16 protein-coding genes are annotated in these 20,652 nt (G+C 71.8%); 7 read left to right on the top strand and 9 right to left on the bottom strand.

The window, feature by feature from the left end:
* Positions 1–14 precede the first annotated feature (14 nt).
* Positions 15–371, bottom strand: a complete 357-nt coding sequence (locus tag IW245_RS37350) for a VOC family protein (RefSeq protein WP_197007778.1) — start codon at positions 369–371, stop codon at positions 15–17.
* A 118-nt stretch (positions 372–489) separates the two neighbouring features.
* On the opposite strand from IW245_RS37350, the gene acnA reads away from it, so the two are divergent.
* A complete protein-coding gene (acnA, locus tag IW245_RS37345; protein ID WP_197007777.1) occupies positions 490–3,282 on the top strand; it encodes an aconitate hydratase AcnA in 2,793 nt (930 codons plus the stop codon).
* 184 nt (positions 3,283–3,466) lie between these two features.
* On the opposite strand, the gene IW245_RS37340 is transcribed toward acnA, so the two are convergent.
* Both IW245_RS37340 and IW245_RS37335 read right to left on the bottom strand, forming a co-directional pair.
* Positions 3,467–4,111 carry an HAD family hydrolase gene (locus tag IW245_RS37340; protein ID WP_197007776.1) on the bottom strand — a complete coding sequence of 215 codons (645 nt, stop codon included), beginning with the start codon at positions 4,109–4,111 and terminating at the stop codon, positions 3,467–3,469.
* Positions 4,112–4,154: 43 nt separating this feature from the next.
* Entirely contained in the window at positions 4,155–4,772 is a 618-nt protein-coding gene (locus IW245_RS37335; RefSeq protein WP_197007775.1) for an NUDIX hydrolase N-terminal domain-containing protein, read from the bottom strand.
* A gap of 65 nt (positions 4,773–4,837) precedes the next feature.
* On the opposite strand from IW245_RS37335, the gene IW245_RS37330 reads away from it, so the two are divergent.
* From IW245_RS37330 to IW245_RS37320, 3 genes are all read left to right on the top strand, one after another.
* Positions 4,838–5,401 carry a TetR/AcrR family transcriptional regulator gene (locus IW245_RS37330; RefSeq protein WP_197007774.1) on the top strand — a complete coding sequence of 188 codons (564 nt, stop codon included), beginning with the start codon at positions 4,838–4,840 and terminating at the stop codon, positions 5,399–5,401.
* 61 nt (positions 5,402–5,462) lie between these two features.
* Positions 5,463–6,218 carry an SDR family oxidoreductase gene (locus IW245_RS37325; RefSeq protein WP_197007773.1) on the top strand — a complete coding sequence of 252 codons (756 nt, stop codon included), beginning with the start codon at positions 5,463–5,465 and terminating at the stop codon, positions 6,216–6,218.
* Between the two features lie 71 nt (positions 6,219–6,289).
* Positions 6,290–8,125: an RICIN domain-containing protein gene (locus IW245_RS37320; RefSeq protein WP_197007772.1), complete on the top strand. Its 1,836-nt coding sequence runs from the start codon at positions 6,290–6,292 to the stop codon at positions 8,123–8,125.
* A gap of 60 nt (positions 8,126–8,185) precedes the next feature.
* Here IW245_RS37320 and IW245_RS37315 read toward each other — a convergent pair whose 3' ends face one another.
* From IW245_RS37315 to IW245_RS37305, 3 genes are all read right to left on the bottom strand, one after another.
* On the bottom strand, positions 8,186–10,081 hold the full coding sequence (locus IW245_RS37315; protein ID WP_372445321.1) for an ABC transporter ATP-binding protein: 1,896 nt from the start codon (positions 10,079–10,081) through the stop codon (positions 8,186–8,188).
* Between the two features lie 100 nt (positions 10,082–10,181).
* On the bottom strand, positions 10,182–10,982 hold the full coding sequence (locus IW245_RS37310; protein ID WP_372445292.1) for an enoyl-CoA hydratase/isomerase family protein: 801 nt from the start codon (positions 10,980–10,982) through the stop codon (positions 10,182–10,184).
* A gap of 22 nt (positions 10,983–11,004) precedes the next feature.
* Positions 11,005–11,232: a helix-turn-helix domain-containing protein gene (locus tag IW245_RS37305; protein WP_197008887.1), complete on the bottom strand. Its 228-nt coding sequence runs from the start codon at positions 11,230–11,232 to the stop codon at positions 11,005–11,007.
* 137 nt (positions 11,233–11,369) lie between these two features.
* On the opposite strand from IW245_RS37305, the gene IW245_RS37300 reads away from it, so the two are divergent.
* Positions 11,370–12,734 carry a hypothetical protein gene (locus IW245_RS37300; protein WP_231399061.1) on the top strand — a complete coding sequence of 455 codons (1,365 nt, stop codon included), beginning with the start codon at positions 11,370–11,372 and terminating at the stop codon, positions 12,732–12,734.
* On the opposite strand, the gene IW245_RS37295 is transcribed toward IW245_RS37300, so the two are convergent.
* A complete protein-coding gene (locus IW245_RS37295; RefSeq protein WP_197007770.1) occupies positions 12,718–14,337 on the bottom strand; it encodes an ABC-F family ATP-binding cassette domain-containing protein in 1,620 nt (539 codons plus the stop codon). The two genes, IW245_RS37300 and IW245_RS37295, sit on opposite strands and share 17 nt — an antisense overlap.
* Positions 14,338–14,511: 174 nt before the next feature.
* Here IW245_RS37295 and ypfJ point away from each other — a divergent pair, with 174 nt between their 5' ends.
* Positions 14,512–15,516, top strand: coding sequence for a KPN_02809 family neutral zinc metallopeptidase (ypfJ, locus tag IW245_RS37290; RefSeq protein WP_197007769.1), 1,005 nt, complete (start codon positions 14,512–14,514; stop codon positions 15,514–15,516).
* 42 nt (positions 15,517–15,558) lie between these two features.
* On the opposite strand, the gene IW245_RS37285 is transcribed toward ypfJ, so the two are convergent.
* The gene (locus tag IW245_RS37285; RefSeq protein WP_197007768.1) at positions 15,559–16,572 is read right to left on the bottom strand and encodes an NAD(P)H-binding protein; all 1,014 of its coding nucleotides are present in this window, start codon (positions 16,570–16,572) and stop codon (positions 15,559–15,561) included.
* Between the two features lie 71 nt (positions 16,573–16,643).
* On the opposite strand from IW245_RS37285, the gene IW245_RS37280 reads away from it, so the two are divergent.
* Positions 16,644–17,594: a helix-turn-helix domain-containing protein gene (locus tag IW245_RS37280; protein WP_197007767.1), complete on the top strand. Its 951-nt coding sequence runs from the start codon at positions 16,644–16,646 to the stop codon at positions 17,592–17,594.
* A gap of 158 nt (positions 17,595–17,752) precedes the next feature.
* Here IW245_RS37280 and IW245_RS37275 read toward each other — a convergent pair whose 3' ends face one another.
* The gene (locus tag IW245_RS37275; RefSeq protein WP_197007766.1) at positions 17,753–20,458 is read right to left on the bottom strand and encodes an AAA family ATPase; all 2,706 of its coding nucleotides are present in this window, start codon (positions 20,456–20,458) and stop codon (positions 17,753–17,755) included.
* Positions 20,459–20,652 lie beyond the last annotated feature (194 nt).

Raw genomic sequence — 20,652 nt, 5'->3', positions numbered from 1 at the left:
TCTGCCGGCGGCGTTCAGGTGGCGACGAACTCCAGGCGGTTGCCGAGGACGTCGAACGTGTGGAACCGGCGCATCCCCGGCACCTCGTCGTCACCCCACGTGACCTCGTAGCCGGCCGCGGTGATCGTCTCGGCCAGGCCGTCGAGGTCCGCCCAGTTCAGGGCCGGGTGCGCCTTGCGGGCCGGGCGGAAGTCCTCCTCGACGCCGAGGTGCAGGTCAGCGCCGCCGGGCGAGCGGAACCACGCCCCGCCGCGGGCGGCCAGCACGGGCGGTTTGGGGAGTTCGGTGCAGCCGAGGACCCCGACGTAGTACCCCCGAAGCGTGTCCTCGCTGCCGGGCGGGCAGGCAAGCTGTACGTGATGCAGCGTCATGTCCCACAGTCTGGAGCGGAGTTGCCAAAATAGCAAGACGGACGTACGGTTTGCAGCAGCGAAGAGGACCCTAAGACCCGCACGGAGCAGTCGGTGCGGGAGACTGCACGAAGATCCCATGACTGAGGAGTACGACGTGGCGAGCCTCGACACCTTCGGTGCGAAGAGCCGACTTGAGGTCGGTGACGCGGCCTACGACATCTACCGGCTGGACGCTGTCGCCGGTCACGAGCGGCTGCCCTACAGCCTGAAGATCCTGCTGGAGAACCTCCTCCGCACGGAGGACGGCGCGAACATCACCGCCGACCACATCCGGGCCCTCGGCGAGTGGGACCCCAGCGCCGAGCCGAGCGTGGAGATCCAGTTCACGCCGGGCCGGGTGCTGATGCAGGACTTCACCGGCGTGCCGTGCGTGGTCGACCTGGCCACCATGCGCGAGGCCGTGGTGGACCTGGGCGGCGACCCGACCAAGGTCAACCCCCTGGCCCCCGCCGAGCTGGTCATCGACCACTCGGTCATCGCCGACCTGTTCGGCGCGCCGGACTCCTTCGCCCGCAACGTCGAGCTGGAGTACGAGCGCAACCGCGAGCGCTACCAGTTCCTGCGCTGGGGCCAGACCGCGTTCAACGAGTTCAAGGTCGTCCCCCCGGGCACCGGCATCGTGCACCAGGTCAACGTCGAGCACCTGGCCCGCACGGTCATAGTCCGCGACGGCGTGGCGTACCCGGACACCTGCGTCGGCACCGACTCGCACACCACCATGGTCAACGGCCTGGGCGTGCTCGGCTGGGGCGTCGGCGGCATCGAGGCCGAGGCCGCGATGCTCGGCCAGCCGGTCAGCATGCTGATCCCGAAGGTCGTCGGCTTCAAGCTGTCCGGCGAGCTGCCCGAGGGCGTCACCGCAACCGACCTGGTGCTCACGATCACCGAGATGCTGCGCAAGCACGGCGTCGTCGGCAAGTTCGTCGAGTTCTACGGGCCGGGCGTCTCCGCCGTGCCGCTGGCCAACCGGGCGACGATCGGCAACATGTCGCCGGAGTACGGCTCGACGGTCGCGATCTTCCCGCTGGACGACGAGACCATCAAGTACCTGACGCTGACCGGTCGGTCGGCGGCGGAGACGGCGCTGGTCGAGGCGTACGCGAAGGCCCAGGGCCTCTGGCACGACGCCGCCGCCGAGCCGAACTACTCGGAGCGCCTGGAGCTCGACCTGTCGAGCATCGAGCCCTCGATCGCCGGCCCGAAGCGCCCGCAGGACCGGGTCCCGCTGAAGTCCTCCAAGGCCGGCTTCCGCGCCGCGCTCGTGGACTACGTGGGCACCGACGGCGTCGAGTCTGGTCTCGACGAGGCGTCCGCCGAGTCGTTCCCGGCGAGCGACTCCCCCGCCTTCCACGGCGTCAACGGGCACAGCGAGCCGCACGAGTCGGCCACCGCGATGCAGCGCCGGGCCTCCAAGAAGGTCACGGTCACCGGTACCGACGGCAACAGCTACGAGCTGGACCACGGCCACGTCGTGATCGCCGCCATCACCTCGTGCACCAACACGTCGAACCCGCAGGTCATGCTGGGCGCGGCGCTGCTGGCCCGCAACGCGGTGGACAAGGGCCTGACCCGCAAGCCGTGGGTGAAGACCACCCTGGCCCCCGGTTCCAAGGTCGTCACGGACTACTACGACCGCTCGGGCCTGACGCCGTACCTGGAGAAGCTCGGCTTCAACCTGGTCGGCTACGGCTGCACCACCTGCATCGGCAACTCCGGCCCGATCCTGCCGGAGGCCAGCGCCGCCGTGAACGAGCACGACCTCACCGTCGTGTCCGTGCTGTCGGGCAACCGCAACTTCGAGGGCCGGATCAACCCGGACGTGAAGATGAACTACCTGGCGTCCCCGCCGCTCGTCATCGCGTACGCCCTGGCCGGCACGATGGACATCGACCTGCTCACCGAGCCGCTGGGCACCGGCTCGGACGGCCAGCCGGTCTTCCTCAAGGACATCTGGCCGAGCGCGCACGAGATCAACGAGGTCGTGGCCTCCGCGATCGACCCGGCCCAGTTCGCCGACTCCTACGCCGACGTGTTCGCCGGCGACGAGAAGTGGCAGGGCCTGCCGACCCCGACCGGTAACACGTTCGCGTGGGACCAGGAGTCGACCTACGTGCGCAAGCCCCCGTACTTTGAGGGCATGACGATGGAGACCACGCCCGTCGTGGACTTCACCGGCGCGCGGGTGCTCGCCAAGCTCGGCGACTCGGTCACCACCGACCACATCTCGCCGGCCAGCACGATCAAGGCCGACTCGCCGGCGGGCAAGTACCTGGCGGAGCACGGTGTCGAGCGGCGCGACTTCAACTCGTACGGCTCCCGCCGGGGCAACCACGAGGTGATGATCCGGGGCACGTTCGCCAACATCCGGCTGCGCAACCAGATCGCGCCCGGCACCGAGGGCGGGTTCACCACGAACTTCCTGTCCGGCGCCGTGGAGAGCATCTACGACGCCTCGCAGGCCTACCAGGCGGCCGGCGTGCCGCTGGTGATCCTGTCGGGCAAGGAGTACGGCTCCGGCTCCTCCCGGGACTGGGCGGCCAAGGGCACCGCGCTGCTGGGCGTCAAGGCCGTCATCGCCGAGTCCTACGAGCGCATCCACCGGTCGAACCTGATCGGCATGGGCGTCCTGCCGCTGCAGTACCCGGCGGGCCAGAACGCCGAGTCGCTGGGCCTGACCGGCACCGAGACCTTTGAGATCACCGGGGTCACGGCGCTCAACGACGGCGGCATCCCCGAGACCGTGCACGTGAAGGCCGACGGGGTCGAGTTCGACGCGGTCGTGCGGATCGACACCCCGGGCGAGGCGGACTACTACCGCAACGGCGGCATCCTCCAGTACGTCCTCCGCGGCATGGTCCGCGTCGGGTAGTGCCGACCGGCTGAGAACTAATCTGGACGGCGCGAAAGGCCGGTCCGCAGGGCGCTGCCCTAGCGGACCGGCCTTTCGCTTGCCAGATTCGCCCTCAGCCGGCCACCGGCCTTAGATCAAGGGCCAGATCAACGGCATTTTCCGGCTACGCCGCGCCACTCGCCCTGCGCGCGGCGGCGCGTCCTCAGGACGCCAGGACTTTGTACACCGCAGCCAGGCAGTTGCCCGCCGTGTGCGTCGGCGCGAACCGGGGTTCCGTCCAGTGCCGCCCGTGGCTGATCCACACGCTCGGGATCCCCGCCCGGGTCGCCCCGCCGATGTCGGCCGCCGGGTTGTCGCCGATCATCCAGGCGCCGTCGAGCCGGTGCCGGGCGCGGTTGGCGGCGAGCTCGAAGATGCGCGGGTCGGGCTTGCGGACGCCGACCTCCTCGGAGATGACCCAGCCGGCGACGTAGCGCTCCAGGCCCACCCGGCGCATCTTGGCCTCCTGCTGGCGCTGGGTGCCGTTGGTGACGATCACGGGCATCCAGCCGGCCCGGTCGGCGATCTGCAACGCGCAGGCGATCAGCGGGTCGAGCCGGGTGTGTTCGACGACGCCCATCCGTAACTCGGCGACGATGTCCTCCACGGGGGCGTCCAGGAGGTAGCGGGCGCGCATCGCGGAGGCGACCTCGTCGCGCGGGGTGAACCCGTCGGAGTCCAGCTTCATGAGCCACTCCAGGTCGGAGTCCGGCGCGCCGATCACGGGGAGGAATTCCTTTGCCCACAATCGGAACGCGCCGGTTCTGTCGACCAGCGTGTTGTCCAGGTCGAGGAGTAGCAGCGGCACGCGCGGGACGTTACGCCAGTTTCGCGCGGCGCAACAGAGCCGGTCAGTGGAACAGCGTTTGTTTACTTCCCCGAAAGGCATCGCGGACAAGGGTGGCATGTATCGAAAAGAACGTCAGTTTGTCGATTTCGGACTCACGGAACCACCCGAAATCCCGCACCTCGTGCGTCGGGGCAGGTTCCCCCGAGACGACCTCGCACCGGTGCACATGGTGAAAAACATGAACCCTTCCCGGCGGTAACACTTTCCGGTTGTCGTAGACGGCGAGTAGTTCCACGGCCCGCACGGTGAGGCCGACCTCCTCGTACGCCTCGCGGACGGCGGCCTCGGACGGGGACTCGCCGACCTCGACGAGCCCGCCCGGGACGCACCATCCCCGGCCGTCGGCCCGGTCGGTGATCAGGAGCCGGCCCTCGGCGTCGAAGATGACGGCGTCGGCACCGGCGAGTGGGGTGCGCGGAGTGAGGTCGTCGTCGAATATCGCCCGTATCTCGGACGCGTCGCGGCGGTCGACGACGGACTGCAGTTCGGCGGCGACGACACGGATCTGTTCGAATCGCGCGCGGTCGTGGGGATCCTGACTGAAGTACAACGACGTGGCCGCGATGGCCCGCAACTCGTCGGCCAGTTGTGCCACCCGTACACTCGGATCAACGATCATGGCTCCCACCTTGCAAGCCGTACGTACGGATTGCAATAAGCACAACGGCATGTCACGATCACTTTGTGCCCAGAGTCAGCCAGGATCAGCTCGCCGCCCGGCGCCACGAGATCCTCGCCGGCGCGCGGGCGTGCTTCGCCCGGCACGGCTACGAGGGCGCCACGGTCCGCCGCCTCGAGGAGGAGACCGGGCTGTCCCGGGGCGCCATCTTCCACCACTTCCGCGACAAGGACTCCCTGTTCCTCGCCGTCGCCGCCGACGACGCCGCCGAGATGGCGGCGACGGTCGCCCGCAACGGCCTGGTCCAGGTGATGCGCGACCTGCTCGCGAACCCCGACGTGGCCGGCTGGCTCGGCACCCAGCTGGAGGTGGGCCGCCGGCTGCGCACCGACCCGGAGTTCGCCGAGCAGTGGTCCGAGCGGTCCGGGGCCATCGCCGCCGCGACCCGCGAGCGGCTCGAACGGCAGCGCGACGCCGGGGTGCTGCGCGACGACGTGCCGGTCGCCACCCTGCAGCGCTTCCTGGAGCTGGCCTACGACGGCCTGGTCAAGCACCTCGCGATGGGCCGCCCGACCGATGACCTCGGCCCTGTGCTCGACCTCGTCGAGGCCGCGGTCCGCAAACCCTGACAAACCCATCATTCGGGTACGCTACGTCACCGACCCCGGTTCCGCCGGTATGGTCGGCCCCATGGATCTCGGACTGCGCGACCGCGTCTATGTCATCACCGGCGGCTCCCGAGGCCTCGGGTTCGCCACCGCCCAGGCCCTCGTCGCCGACGGCGCGAAGGTCGTCCTCTCCTCGCGGGGCGCGGGGAAGCTGGAGGAGGCCGTCGGGGCCCTCGGCGCGAACGCCGTCGGGGTCCCGGCCGACCTGGCCGACCCCGGCACCCCGGACCTGCTGCTCACCACCGCGGTGGAGCAGTTCGGCCGGGTCGACGGCGTCCTCGTCTCCGTCGGCGGACCGGCCCGGGGCACCGCGGCCGGGACCGGCGACGACGCCTGGCGGGACGCGTTCGAGACCGTCTTCCTCGGCGCCGTCCGGATGGCACGTGCCGCCGCGCGCCAGCTCACGTCGGGTGGCGTGATCGGCTTCGTGCTGTCCTCGTCGGCCAGGGAGCCGATCGACGGGCTGGGAATCTCCAACGGGCTGCGGCCGGGGCTGGCCGGGGTCGCCAAGGACATGGCCAGGGAGTACGGGCCGCACGGTGTCCGGGTGCTCAGCCTGCTGCCGGGCCGGATCATGACCGAGCGCAACCAGGAGCTGCTGGCCGCGACCGGGGACGCCGCGCGGGCCGAGGAGGAGGCGCGGGCCGCGATCCCGCTGCGCCGGTTGGGCGCGCCGCACGAGTTCGGCGCGGTGGCGGCGTTCCTGTTGTCCCCGGCGGCGAGCTACGTCAGCGGCGTGACGGTGCCCGTGGACGGCGGGGCACTCCGCGGCCTCTAGCAAGATTCCTGCTCATCATTGATCGAACATGAGCTATTGCCTTCACTAACTTGCACGAATACGCTGCGGCCATGTTGCGTCGTGTCGCTCCCCTGGCGATCGTGTTCGCCCTCGCCGTGCCCGCGCCCGCCCTCGCCGACGGGCCCCGGGCGCACTATGTCGACTGCTCGGCCGCGGTCGGCGGGGACGGCTCCGCCGGTACCCCCTGGAATGCTCTGGCTCCGGTCAACGCGCACGGGTTCGGGGCCGGTGACCAGCTGCTGTTCAAGCGCGGCACCACCTGCGTCGGCACCCTGGCCCCGACCGGGGCTGGCGCGGCCGGCACCCCGGTCACGGTCGACGCCTACGGCACCGGGGCCGCCCCGAGGATCGCCGGCAACGGCGCGCCGAACGCCGTGTACCTGCGCAACACCGCCTACTGGGAGCTGCGCAACCTCGAGATCACCAACACCGGGGCCGCCGCGGGCAACCGGCGCGGCGTGCTCGTCGAGCTGGAGGACTACGGCACCGCGCACCACTTCGTGCTGGAGAACCTGAACGTGCACGACGTCAACGGCGACGACAAGAAGGACATCGGCGGCAGCGGCGGCATCGAGTTCTGGGTCAAGGGCACGGTCACCCAGACGACGTTCGACGACGTGCAGCTGCTGAACAACACGGTCACGAAGGTCGACCGCAGCGGGGTGTTCTTCGTGTCCACCTGGAACCGGTCGGGCTTCGAGACGCAGAGCGCCGGGGTGTTCGTGCCGTGGACCGGCGTGGTGATCCGGGGCAACACGGTCACCGACACCGGCGGCGACGGGATCGTACCCGGCAACACCGTCGACGCGCTGATCGAGCACAACCGGATCCAGGGGTTCCAGAAGCGGTCGGCCGGGTACAACGCGGGGCTGTGGACGTACGACTCGGACCGGGCGGTGTTCCAGTACAACGAGGTGTCCGGCGGGCAGACCACCCGGGACGGGATGGGGCTCGACGTCGACCAGGGCACGGTCGGGGTGGTGTTCCAGTACAACTACACCCACGACAACGCCGGCGGCTTCCTGTTGCTGTGCAACGCGACCGGCATCCTCCGCGACGCCGTGGTCCGTTACAACCTGAGCGTCAACGACTCCTACCGGGGCGTGGAGAACTGCTCCGGAACCATCGAGTCGGCCACCGTGCACCACAACACGATCTACATCGGACCGGGTGTCTCGCAGACCGTGGTCAACGAGAACAACACGACCCGGCGGAACGTGACCTTCTCGAACAACGTGGTCCTGAAGCAGGGCGCGGGAAGCGCGTCGTTCACCCTGCGCGCCGGGGGCTACGTGCTCGACCGCAACCTGGTCTCCGGCGGCTCGGCCCCGGCCGGCGGAACGAACACGCTGACCTCCGACCCGCTGCTGGTCGCCCCGGGCTCCACGGCCCCCGCCGACTACCGGCTGCGGACCGGCTCCCCCGCCCTGGACAGCGGCACGACCGTCCCGGGCGACGCCGTCGACTACTTCGGCGGCGCGGTCACCGCCAGCCGCGGCTTCCACGCCGGCCCCGGGGTCGCGGCCCCGGCCACCGGGCCGATCCGGGGCGTCGGCAGCGGCCGGTGCGTGGACGTGCCGGGCAGCGTCACCACGGACGGCACGCAGCTCGTGCTGTGGGACTGCCACGGCGGGGCGAACCAGGCGTGGAACCGGCCCGGGGACGGGACCCTGCGGGCCCTGGGCAAGTGCGCGACGGTGACGGGGTCGAACGTGGTCCTGTCGACGTGCACGGGCGCGGCGGCCCAACAGTGGACCGTGACCGGCGCGACGGTGAGGAACGCCGGGCTCTGCCTGGACGCCAACGGCGGCGGCACGGCCAACAACACGAAGGTGATCGTGTGGGCCTGCCACGGCGGGGTCAACCAGCAGTGGACCGTGGCGTAGGGCAGGCGGCTGTCCGCGCGGCCGGCGGGCCGGGGCGCTCCGCGCCCCGGCCCGCCGCCCTCACCCCACGTCCAACACCGCGAACTGCGTCCGGTACAGATCCGAGTACAACCCCCCGGACCCCACCAGCTCCTCGTGCGTCCCCCGCTCCACGATCCGCCCGCCGTCCAGCACGATGATCTGATCGGCGTCCCGCACGGTCGACAGCCGGTGCGCGATCACCAGCGCGGTCCGCCCGGTGAGGGCCTCCCCCAGCGCCCGCTGCACCGCGGCCTCCGACTCGGAGTCCAGGTGCGCGGTCGCCTCGTCCAGGATCACGAATCCCGGCGCCTTCAACAGCAGCCGCGCGATCGCGATCCGCTGCTTCTCCCCGCCGGAGAACCGGTAGCCGCGCTCCCCGACCAGGGTGTCCAGCCCGTCGGGCAGCGTGCGGATCAGGTCCCCGACCTGCGCGCGTTCCAGCGCCTCCAGCATCTCGGCCTCGGTGGCGTCCGGCTTCGCGTACCGCAGGTTCTCCGCGATCGTCTCGTGGAACAGGTGCGAGTCCTGGGTGACGACGCCGACGGTGTCCCGGAGCTCGTCGAGGGAGGTGTCGCGGACGTCCACGCCGTTGACGAGCACGGCCCCGTCGGTCACGTCGTACACCCGGGGCACCAGCATCGACGTCGTGGACTTGCCGGCGCCGGAGGACCCGACAAGGGCCACGAGCTGCCCCGGCTCGACGGTGAACGACACCCCGCGCAGCACGAGGTCGTTCTCCCGCCGGTCGAGCACCGCCACGTCCTCCAACGAGGCCAGCGACACCTCGGCGGCGCTCGGGTACTTGAACGTCACGTCCCGGAACTCCACCCGCACCGGCCCGCCCGGCAACGGCACGGTCGGGGACTTCTCGCTGATGCCCGGCGGCAGGTCGATGATCTCGAAGACCCGCTCGAAGCTGACCAGGGCGCTCATCACGTCGACCCGGACGTTGGACAGCGCGGTCAGCGGCCCGTAGAGCCGGGTGAGCAGCAGGGCGAGGGACACCACGGTACCGGCGCTGATCGCCCCGGACACCGCCAGCGAGCCGCCGAGCCCGTAGGTCAGCGCCTGGGCCAGGCCGGAGACGAGCAGCATCGCGGTGAAGAACGCCCGGCCGTACATCGCGGTGACGACCCCGATGTCGCGGACCCGGTGCGCGCTCTGCTCGAACCGCTGGGCCTCCGTCTCGGGCCGGCCGAACAGTTTGATCAGCAGGGCGCCGGACACCCCGAACCGCTCGGTCATGGTGGTCGTCATGTCGGCGTTCAACTGGTACGACTCCCGGGTCATCGCCGCGAGTCTCCGCCCGACGGTGCGCGCCGGCAGGATGAACGCCGGCACCAGGACCAGGGACAACAGGGTGACCTGCCAGGACATGGTGAACATGACGGCGACGGTGAGGATCAGGGAGATCGCGTTGCTGACCACCCCCGACAGCGTGGACGTGAACGCGCGCTGGGCGCCCGTGACGTCGCTGTTCAGCCGGCTGACGAGCGCGCCGGTCCTGGTCCGGGTGAAGAACTGCAACGGCATGCGCTGCACGTGGTCGTACACCTTGGTGCGCAGGTCGAGGATGATGCCCTCGCCGATCCGGGAGGAGAACCAGCGCTGGGTGATCGACAGGAACGCGTCGGCGATCATCAGCCCGGCGATGATCAGGGCGATCGTGACGACGGCGCGCTGGGCACCCGGGCCGGGCTTCGTGATGGCGTCGACCACCCGCCCAGCGAACACGGGAGTGGCCACGCCGACCACGGCGTCGAGGACGACCAGGATCAGGAACAGGATGATGTCGCGCCGGTAGGGCCGGGCGAACGCGGCGATCCGCCGCCAACTGCCCTTGGCCAACTTGCGGTCACCGAGCTGGTCCTCGCGACGCATCGCCCGGACCATCTCGCCGCCGAGGCCACCGCCCCCGAAACCGCCGCCACCCATCGCCATACAGCCACCCCACCTGCCATCTTCACAGACGGCTCAGCAAGTGCGGAGCCCGTCCGAGATATTGTCAGGAGCGGTAGCGGTTGTCGACCCTTACTTATTCCCCCAGGCCGACAAGATCACGTAGCCGGCGGACCTGGGCGGAGCGCTCGGCGGCCAACTGCTCCTCGTAGGAACGGTCCGCAGCGCCCAGCAGCAGCGCCTTCGTCTCGACCACGGCGTCCCTGTTCGGGCCCAGCAGGGCCGCGACCAGGTCGTCCACGGCGTCGGACAGCTCCTCGCCCGGCACGACCAGCGTCGCCAGGCCGATCCGCTCGGCCTCCAACGCGCCCACCCGCCGGCCGGTCGCGCAGATCTCCAGCGCCCTGGAGTAGCCGACGAGCTGGACGAGCGGCTGCGTGCCGCCGAGGTCCGGAACGAGGCCCAACGTCGGCTCCGCCATGGTGAACTTCGCGTCGTCGGCGAGCACCCGCAGGTCACACGCCAGGGCGAGCTGGAAACCGGCCCCGATCGCGTGGCCCTGCACGGCCGCCACCGTCACGATGTCCGGCCGGCGGAGCCAGCTGAACGCCTCCTGGTACGTCGCGATCAGCGCGGCGCACTCGTCCTCGGAGAGCTTGGCCATCTCGGCGAGGGACAGCCCGCCGGCCAGCTCCCCGCCCGCCATCGCCGCGGCGTCGAGCCCGGCCGAGAACGACCGGCCCTCGCCCTTGACGACCACGACCCGGACGTCGCCCGTCAACTGTCGACCGAAGTCGCGCAGCGCCGCCCAGAGTGCGGGGGTCTGCGCGTTGAGCACCTCGGGGCGGCACAGCGTGACCGTCGCGACCTGGCCGACGACGTCGAGCCGCACCCCCGTCGGGGACACCTCGGAGGTGTGAGGCGCCGGTGCCGTCACCGACGCCCCCTGTCCAGGCAGGTCACGCCTTCTTACGACGCCGTGCGCCGCCTCGCTGCCGAAGCTGGACCTCGGACTCCGAGAGCACCCGGTGCACGAAGCCGTACGAGCGTCCGGTCGAGGTGGCCAGGGCCCGGATGCTCTCGCCGGCGGCATACCGCTCGACGAGGTCCTTGGCCAGGGTCTGACGCTCGGCCCCGATGATCCGGCGCCCCTTCTCGGTGGTGGTGCTGGTGCCGGTGGCTACCATCATCTATCCCTCACGTCTCGCTGTGAGCGGTTGCCGATCCCACCCATGAGATCGTTTCCAAAGATCATGCGCCAGATATGCCCCGGAAGCCAACCAACACGCGCGCTCGTGTCGGGTACCCGATAGCCTCTTGCTCCGTGACGACACAACCGACCCGGATCGAACGGCGTGAACTGGTGACCTGGTTGACGCTCGCCGGCGTCGGGCTCACGCTCACGTGGTTGGCCGTGCACGGAGGGGCACATCTGGGCACCGCAAGTGCCCCCTTCCTGGGACATTACCGCTTCCACCTCGGCCCCGGGACGCTTCTCGCACCAGCCGTCGCGGTGGCCGTGCTGCTCGCCTCCGCCCGCGGACTGCTCGACGGACTGCGGTGGGGACACGTGCTCGGGTTCGGTTACGTCGCCGGGCTCGCCTGGGCGGTCGGCCTGGCACTCGTCGACGGCCCGGGCGGCCTTACCCGCGCCCTGACGTTCTCCGACGACTCCACCGGCGTCGGACACCCGCCCGGCCCGCTGCTGCTGCTCGGCTGGCTGCGCGAGGCCGGCCTGCCCGACCTGGTGATCGGCACGCTCCTGACGGCCGTCGGCCTGCTGACGGTGCCCGTCGTGCTGGTCGCCGTGCGCGGCTCGTGCGGGGACGCCGCCGCGCGGGCGTTCGTGCCGGTGCTGGTCCTGGCCCCGTACGCGATCTGGACGGCGGTCAGCCTGGACGGGATCGTGGCACTGCTCGGCGCGACCGGGGTGATGCTCGGCGAGCGCGGCAGCAAACACGTCCGGACCGGGTGGAAGGCCGCGGGGCTGACCCTGTCGGCGGGGCTGGTGCTGGGCGTTGCGGCGCTGTTCTCGTACTCGGTGCCGTGGCTGGGGCTGTCCGTCGTCTGCCTGTACTTCGCCCGCCGCCGCCCCCTGCTGCACCTGGCCAGCGGGCTGGGCGCGCTGATCCCGGTGCTCCTGGCCACCTGGGCCGGGTTCAACTGGTTCGACGGGCTGCTCACCGCGCAGGCGGACTTCGCTGCCCGGATCGAGCCGCACCGCTCGGCGCTGTGGTGGAGCGGGATCAGCCTGGTCGCGCTCCTGATCGCTGCCGGTCCGGCGCTGATGGCCAGCGTGCGCAAGCTGCGGAACACGCCGGGCTGGCCGTTCCTGGTCGGGGCTCTGGTGGCGATCCATCCTGTTCTCCGTGCTCGCCGGGTTCGCGCGCGGCGGGGTGGAGCACGCGTGGCTGCCGTTCTTCCCGTGGCTCCTGGTGGCCGCCACGGCCCCGGAACGCCAGGGGGGGCCACCTGTACACCCCCCACTACTCCTGGTCACCGCAGGGGCTCTCACGGCGATGGTGATCGAGGCGGTCGTCGCGACCCCCTGGTGAGCCAGCCGCGACCCCAGGTGAGACAAAAGAGCGCCTTCATCCGGTACCAGATGAAGGCGCTCTTCTTGCTTGTAGCTCTAGGCCCTGAAAAAGTGGGCCCAGCCACGCTCCGCGCGGCTACGCCAGCTCGATGAGCTCCAGCAGGTCGTCGGACCAGGCGTCCTCGACGCCGTCGGGCAGCAGGATCGCCCGGTCCGGCTTGAGGGCGAGCACGGCACCCGGGTCGTGCGTGACCAGCACGATCGCACCCGGGTAGTTGGCGATCGCGTCGAGCACCTGCTCGCGGCTCGCCGGGTCCAGGTTGTTCGTCGGCTCGTCGAGGAGCAGCACGTTCGCGCCGGAGCAGACCAGGCCCGCCAGGGCGAGCCGGGTCTTCTCGCCGCCGGAGAGCACGCCGGCCGGCTTGTCCACGTCGTCGCCGGTGAACAGGAACGCGCCGAGGATCTTGCGCAGCTCCGTGTCGGTCTGGCCGGTGCCGTGCGGGCCGATCGCCGAGGACGCCGAGCGCATGTGGTCGAGAACCGTGCGGTCCACGTCCAGGGTCTCGTGCTCCTGGGCGTAGTAGCCGATCCGCAGGCCGTGCCCGGCGACCACCTCGCCGGTGTCGGACTCGACCACGCCGCCGAGCATCCGCAGCAGGGTCGTCTTGCCCGCGCCGTTCAGGCCGATGATCGCGACCCGGGAGCCCCGGTCGACGGCCACGTCCACGTCGGTGAAGATCTCCAACGAGCCGTAGGACTTGCTCAGCCCGGACGCCGTCAGCGGGGTCTTGCCGCACGGCACCGGGGCCGGGAACCGGACCTTGGCGACCCTGTCGCTGGCCCGGACCTCCTCCAGCCCGCTGATCATCTTCTCGGCGCGCTTGGCCATGTTCTGCGCGGCCACGGTCTTGGTGGCCTTGGCCCGCATCTTGTCCGCCTGCGCGAACAGCGCGCCGGCCTTCTTCTCCGCGTTGGCCCGCTCGCGCTTGCGGCGGCGCTCGTCGGACTCGCGCTGGGTGAGATAGGCCTTCCACCCCAGGCTGTACTGGTCGACCATCGAGCGGTTCGCGTCCAGATACCACACCTTGTTGACCACGGCGTCGAGCAGCGAGGCGTCGTGACTGATCACGATCAGCCCGCTCTTGTGCCCGGCGAGGTAGCCGCGCAGCCAGGTGATCGAGTCGGCGTCGAGGTGGTTCGTCGGCTCGTCGAGCAGCAGGATGCCGCCCTCCGCGCCGTCGGAGAACAGGATCCGCGCCAGCTCGATCCGGCGGCGCTGACCACCGGAGAGGGTGCCCAGGTTCTGGGCGAGCACCCGGTCGGGCAGGCCCAGGTTGGAACAGATCCGGGCGGCCTCGGCCTCGGCCGCGTAGCCCCCGAGGGCTGCGAACCGGTCCTCCAGCCCGCCGTACTTGCGGACCAGTTTGTCGCTGTGGTCCGTGGCGAGCTGGGCCTCGACGGCCTTCATCTCGGCCATGATGACGTCGAGCCCGCGCGCGGACAGCACCCGGTCGCTGGCCCGCTGCTCGGGGTCGCCGGTGCGGGGGTCCTGCGGCAGGTATCCGATCGGGCCCTTGGTCTCGATCTGGCCCGTGTACGGCGTTCCCTCGCCGGCCAGGACCTTCAGGGTGGTGGTCTTGCCCGCGCCGTTGCGGCCGACGAGGCCGATCCGGTCGCCGGGCTGGACGCGCAGGGTGGTGTCGGACAGCAAGATGCGGGCACCGGCGCGCAGCTCGAGGCCGCTGACGGAAATCATGGTTGACGTGCTCACTCTCGGAACAAAAGGGGGTGACAAGGACGGGAACGGGCACCGTCGGGGTCAGTCGAGGAGAAGAGGCACGTGCCGAGTCTACCGGGGCCACATTCATGATCAAAATGGGTTTTGCGTCACGTGTGCCACGGGGGACGAACTGACCGTTAATCTGTGCGCGTGGAATTCAACGAGAAGGCCGAGATCGACACGTCACAGGTCGAGGACGCGTCGGGGTCCTCCGGCGGCGGCTCTCCGTTCCCGGGCGGGATGTCCTTTCCGGGGGCCGACTCCGGTGGCGGGGGTGGCGGCGGGCTCGGGTCGGTGCTCGGCGGCAGGGGCGGGCTGTTCGGCGGCGGGATCGTCGGGCTGCTGATCCTGTGCCTGCTCGGCTTCCTCGGCGTCGGCGGCAACCTCGGCGGGATGGGCGGGCTGCTCAATGACGGCGGCACCACCTCGCAGAACGTCGACAACTCCGACCTGCAGTCGAAGTGCGCCGTCACGAACCCCGACCGGTTCAAGGACGTCAAGTGCCGCAACACCCTCTTCGTGAACTCGATCCAGAACTACTGGCGCTCCGGGCTCCAGACCAACTTCGGTCGGGCGTACCAGCTCGCGCCCACCCAGTTCTTCTCCGGCTCGGTCAACACCGCCTGCGGGAACGCCACCTCGGGCGTCGGGCCGTTCTACTGCCCGGGCGACAAGAAGGTGTACATCGACCTGAGCTTCTACGACGAGCTGGCGAAGCGGTTCGGGGCGCCGGGGCAGTTCGCGCAGGCGTACGTGCTGGCGCACGAGTACGGGCACCATGTGCAGAACCTGTTGGGCACCGAGGCGCAGATGCGCCGGGCCCAGCAGCGCGACCCCGGGAACGCCAACCAGTACTCGGTGATGCTCGAGCTGCAGGCCGACTGCTACGCGGGCGTGTGGGCCAAGGCCGCCACCGCGACCACCGACAAGTCCGGCAACGCCATCTTCACGTCGATCACCCAGCAGGACATCAACGAGGCGCTGACCGCGGCGGCGGCCGTCGGGGACGACGCGATCCAGAAGAAGGCCACCGGCAGCATCAACAAGGACTCGTGGACGCACGGGTCGAGCGTGCAGCGGCAGCAGTGGTTCGGCCGGGGCTTCGAGACCGGGGACCCGAAGCAGTGCAACACGTTCGGGACGTCGCTCGGCTGAGTTCGCGCGGGGGCCCCGTCTCGGCGGGACCCCCGCGTCTCCTCAGAGGGACAGCTGGTCGAACGGGAGCGACTCCAGGAAGTCGCGGGCGTCGAACAGCTCGCCGGCCGTCGCGACGCCGGTGACCTTCGCCCGGCCGTCGAGGACACGCTCGGCGGCCTCGACCACGATCGGGGCCGTGAACCAGTAGATGTCCTGCCCGTGGGCCGACACCCGGCGCTCCTCGTTCCCCCTGCGGACCACCACCTCGACGAGGAACCGCTGCGCGGACCGTCCACGGTCGTCGACCGCCTCGGGCCCGGTGGTCTCCGGATCGCGGAGGTCGGCGAGCGGACGCGTGTTCAGGTAAGCGTGCACGACCGGGGTGCGTAGATGGCGCGGGATGGTCACGATGTCCGTGGCGGACACCTCGCCCACCACCTCCTGGGTGCCGAAGGGCGCGGGGAACTCCCAGGTGCCCGTCGGTGGCGGGTTGTCGCCCGGGAGGACCGTGAAACCGCCGTCCCGGTACACGACCCGCCGGCCGGCCCTGCGCTCCCCCGCCTTCGTGCTGCCCAGGGTCGGCTTCCAGCTGTCGAGGGCTACCGCGACCGACACCTCGTCCACCGCGTCCCAGTCCCGCGCGGCGGCGGTGGCCAGGAGGTCGCCCAGTGCCCCGAAGAAGGCCATCGTCGGCGCGATCACGATGCTGCGGTCGCCGTCCGCGTAGCGCTCGAACGTGCTGATCGCGACGAGGGCCTCCCCGGTGACGTCCAGGTAGGGGATGCCCGCGCGGCGCGCCGCGTCGATCAGCGGCGGCGTGGTCTCGGCGAACGGGCCGGCGCAGTTGATGACCGCCACGGCACCGGCGAGCGCGCGGTCGAGCGCGTCGGGATCCTCCACCGACGCCGGGCGGACCTCCCCGCCCCGGGCCGCGGCCGCCAGTTTGGCGGCGTCCCGCCCCGAGTGGATCGGGGTCCACCCGCGCCGCCGCAGCTCCGCGGCGACGAACTTGCCTGTGTGCCCGTAGGCCCCGTACACGGTGATCGCCTGTCCCGGCGTCGGTTCGCTGCGCATGATCACCAGTCTGCCGGCCCCGGAACCCGACAGGGAGTGCCGCAAACGACAGGGTGCGCTAGATTCGCGTCATGCCCGCGCAGCCGCACGTCGTCGTCCTGGCACTCTCCGACCGGATGCCGATCTTCGAGGTCGCCGTGCCGTGCGAGGTGTTCGCGGACCGGCCCCGGGTCCCCCGGCCGTGGTACGAGTTCTCGATCGCCGTCGTCGGCGACCGGCCGGTGACGCTCGGCCCCGGCTTCCAGCTCCCCGCCGGGCACAGCCCCGACCTGGAACGGGCCGACACCCTGATCGTGCCGGCCTGCCCCGACCTCGACGACCCGCCGGCGGACCTGGTGCGGGTCGTGCGGGACGCCCACGCCCGCGGCGCGCGCATCCTGTCGATCTGCACCGGGGCCTTCGTGCTGGCCGCCGCCGGGATCCTGGACGGGCGGCGCGCGACGACGCACTGGATGCACGCCGAGCGGCTGGCCCGGCACCACCCGGCCGTGCGGGTCGACGCCTCCGTGCTCTACCTCGAGGACGAGAACGTGATCACCTCAGCGGGGACGGCCGCCGGGATCGACGCCTGCCTGCACGTGGTCCGGGTCGACCACGGGGCCGCCGTCGCCGCCGACCTCGCCCGCCGGATGGTCACCCCGCCGCACCGCGCGGGCGGGCAGGCCCAGTTCCACCGCCCGGCCCCGCCGGCCACCGACGACTGGCTCGCCCCGCTGCTGGGCTGGGTCGGCGGAAACCTGCACATGCCGCTCGTCACCGCGGACCTGGCCGAGCAGGCGAACGTCAGCGTCCGGACCCTGGAGCGCAGGTTCGCCGCGGCGCTCGGGATGTCCCCGTTGCAGTGGCTGCTGCACCAACGGGTGTACCGGGCACAGGAGCTCCTGGAGACCAGCGATCAGCCCGTGCGCTGGATCGCCGCGACCTGCGGATTCGGCACTGCGGCGAGCTTGCGGGCGCACTTCGGGCGGATCGTCGGGGCGCCACCGGCGGCGTACCGGCAGACGTTCCGGCACCGGGCGTGACCGGTCGCGGCACGGGCGACGCCCGGGGCGTCGAGGATCCCGAGGCGATCAGCCCCGGGCGGCCGCCGCGTGCCGGGGCAGGTGTCGCCGTAACCGGATGATGGTTTTCAGGCTCTTTCCGGCACGGCCCGGCCGCGCACCCGACCGGGGCCCCTGGGTCAGGAGGACGCGCGGGCCAGGCCGGCCCGGTTGCGGACGCCGAGCCGGCGGTAGAGCCTGGTCAGGTTCGCCTCGACGGCCTTCACGGACAGGTGCAGGGTCGCGGCGATCTCGCGGTTCGTGGCGCCCGCGCGGACCAGCTCGATGATCCGGCGTTCCGTCTCCGTGGCCGGGCCGCCCTCCGCGTCCCGCCGCGCGAGCCGTTCCACGGCGTACCGGTGCCACGGCCGGCACCCGACCATCGCGAACCGGTCCGCGGCCTCCCGCAGCGCCACCCGGGCCAGCCCCGGCCGCCGGGCCCGCCACTCCAGCTCCCCGAGAGTCAGCCAGGCGCGGGCCACGTCGACCGGCAGCTCCCCGGAGCCGGCGAGGGCGGTGCGCAGCCGGTCGGCGGCCTCGCGCTGGCGGCCCCGGACCGCCTCGATGACGCAGTCGGCCCGGGTGAAGCCGAGGAGCACGGTGTCCCGCTGCAACCGGACCGCCTCGGCGCGGGCCTCCGCGAGCACGATCGCCGCCTGCTCCGGGTTGCCCGACAGCGCCAGGGTCTCGACCAGGTCGGCGTCGATCACGGCCTGCGCCGGGTCGGTGAGGCCCAGCTTGTGCAGCAGGGTGCGGGCCCGGTCCAGCCGGCCGGCGGCGGACTCGAGCCGGTCGAGCAGGATGTCCGCGCGGCCCCTGCCGAGCAGGCCGAGAGCGAGCCATTCCTGGTCGTGGATGCGTTCCTGGATGTCGATCGCGGCGTCCAGCAGTTCGACGGCCCGTTCGACCGTGCCGCCGAACAGTTCTGCGGTGCCCTGGTGCACGAGGCCCCGGCCGGCGGTCGGCTCGACCTCCATCCGGAGCTGGCCGGCGAGCAGTCCGACGGTGTACGCGTCCCCGCACCGCCCCTGCCGGGCGTACGCGACCGCCGACAGTTGCAGGACCTCGAACAGCTCGGTGACCATGCCCGCGCGCTCGACGTCGGCGCGCAGGCGATCCACCACGTCCACGGCGCGCTCCAGGTCGCCGGCGCGCATGATGGCCAGCGCCGCATACCGGCGCATCATCGCCGATCCGCGGGTCAGCTCCCGCCCCTCGGCCAGCCGCAGGCCGCGGTCGAGCACCTCGCGGGCATGCTCCGGATCGGTGGTCACCTCCACGGACAGCCGGATGGTGAGCGTGTCGAGCAGCAGCTCGGTGTCCCCGCAGCGTTCGGCCAGCCGCTCGGCGACGTCGAGGTCCCCGCGGGCGGACTCGCAGCCGGTCTCACGGACGGCGAGCTCGGCCCGGTAGCGGTGCACCCAACCGGTCAGCCGGTCGTCGCCGCCCGCGTCCGCCCGGGCCGCGGCGAGGAGCGCGCGGACCCCGGTCATGTCCCCGCCGCACAGCTCCATCAGGAGCAGCCGGGCCTCGACCCGCGCGGGAGCCACCTCGCCGGCCAGGATCTCCCCACACAACGCCCGGGTCCGGTCGGCGAGGCCGGCACGGTGCGCGTACCAGCCGGCGGCGACCAGCCGGGACGCCGCCAGCACCGGGTCGGCGACCGTGCGCTCCGCCGCGAGCTGGGCCAGCTCCGCCGCCGTGCCGGGCGCGCCCCGGTCCTCGGCGACCACGGCAGCGGCCGACAGGTCGTCGGCGAGCCGCGCTGAGGGGCTGGTCACGGCCAGGGCCTGGTGCCGGGCGCGTTCCACCGGGTCGTCGGCGCTGGCGGCGAGCCGGGCGTGCGCCGCGCGCAGGTCCGCCGGCGCGGCCTCGGCCTGCACCAGGTCGCTGAGCAGCGGGTGGCTGAACCGCAGCCGGCCGCCGGCGCCGAAGACGAGCACCCCGGCCTCCAGCGCGGCGACGACCCCGGGATCGGTGCGCGACACGGGCACCCGCTCGGGCCGGCCGGTGAGCGCGACGAGCAGCAGCGGCGGGCCGGACTCCGGGGGCAGGTCCCCGAGTCGGGCCGCGACCAGGGACCGGAGCCGGGCCGGCACCGGCAGCGGCTCGTCCGGCCACGGCTGGGTGCCGGTCCGGCGCAGGGAACGGCCCAGCTCCAGGGCGTAGAACGGGTTGCCGTCGCTGGCCGCGCACAGCCGGCTGAGCCCGGGGCCGACGAGCCGCAGGTCGAGCCGGGCCCGGAGCAGGTCGGCGAGCACGTCCTCCGGCAGCGGACCGAGTTCGACCTCCTCCTCCGGGGCCGGGACGACGGCGGTCCTAGTGGGCCCGCTCTCCGTACGCTCGGCGGCGAGGACCCGCAGCCGGCCACCCGTGAGCCTGCGCGCGGCGAACGCGAGCACGTCGAGGCTGGCCTGGTCGAGCCACTGCACGTCGTCGAGGACGAGGAGCACCCCGCGCCGCGTCGTCAGATACCGCAGCAGCTCCACGACCGCGAGCCGCACCGCCAGGGGGTCGACCCGCGACCCCGGGGCCGGCACCCGGCGGAGCAGGGCGGTGTCCAGCGCGACCCGCTGGGGCACCGGCAGGACGGGACCCGCGGCGACCATCACCCCGCCGAACAGGTCGGCTAGCGCCAGGTAGGGCAGGTCGGCCTCGGCGACCGACGGGGTACTGCGCAGCACCAGGAGCCCGGCTGCTCCGGCCTCGGCGGCCAGCGCGTCGACCAGGGTGGTCTTGCCGATGCCGGCGGGGCCGTGCAGCAGCAGCCCACCGCCCCGGTCGAGCCGGCTGCGGCACCTGTCGAGGACCTCCGTACGGCCGAGGACGGCGGCGACATCCTGCATCACGCCAGTCTGCCCGCCCGACCCGTTTGTGGCGAGAGTTCCCAGCTCAGCACGTTCCGCGACCTGTTGTATGCGGTAAGTCACACAACCCTCAGGGCGACCCTACGGGGACCCTCGATCCGGGATCCCGGCGCAGATTCCGTGGCCTTCGCGCTTCTACGCTGCGCAAACAGCTCCGGTCCGGGGCGCGTCCC

Source organism: Longispora fulva, assembly GCF_015751905.1.
Lineage (GTDB): Bacteria > Actinomycetota > Actinomycetes > Mycobacteriales > Micromonosporaceae > Longispora > Longispora fulva.
This window is presented reverse-complemented; position numbering and strand designations above follow the sequence as displayed.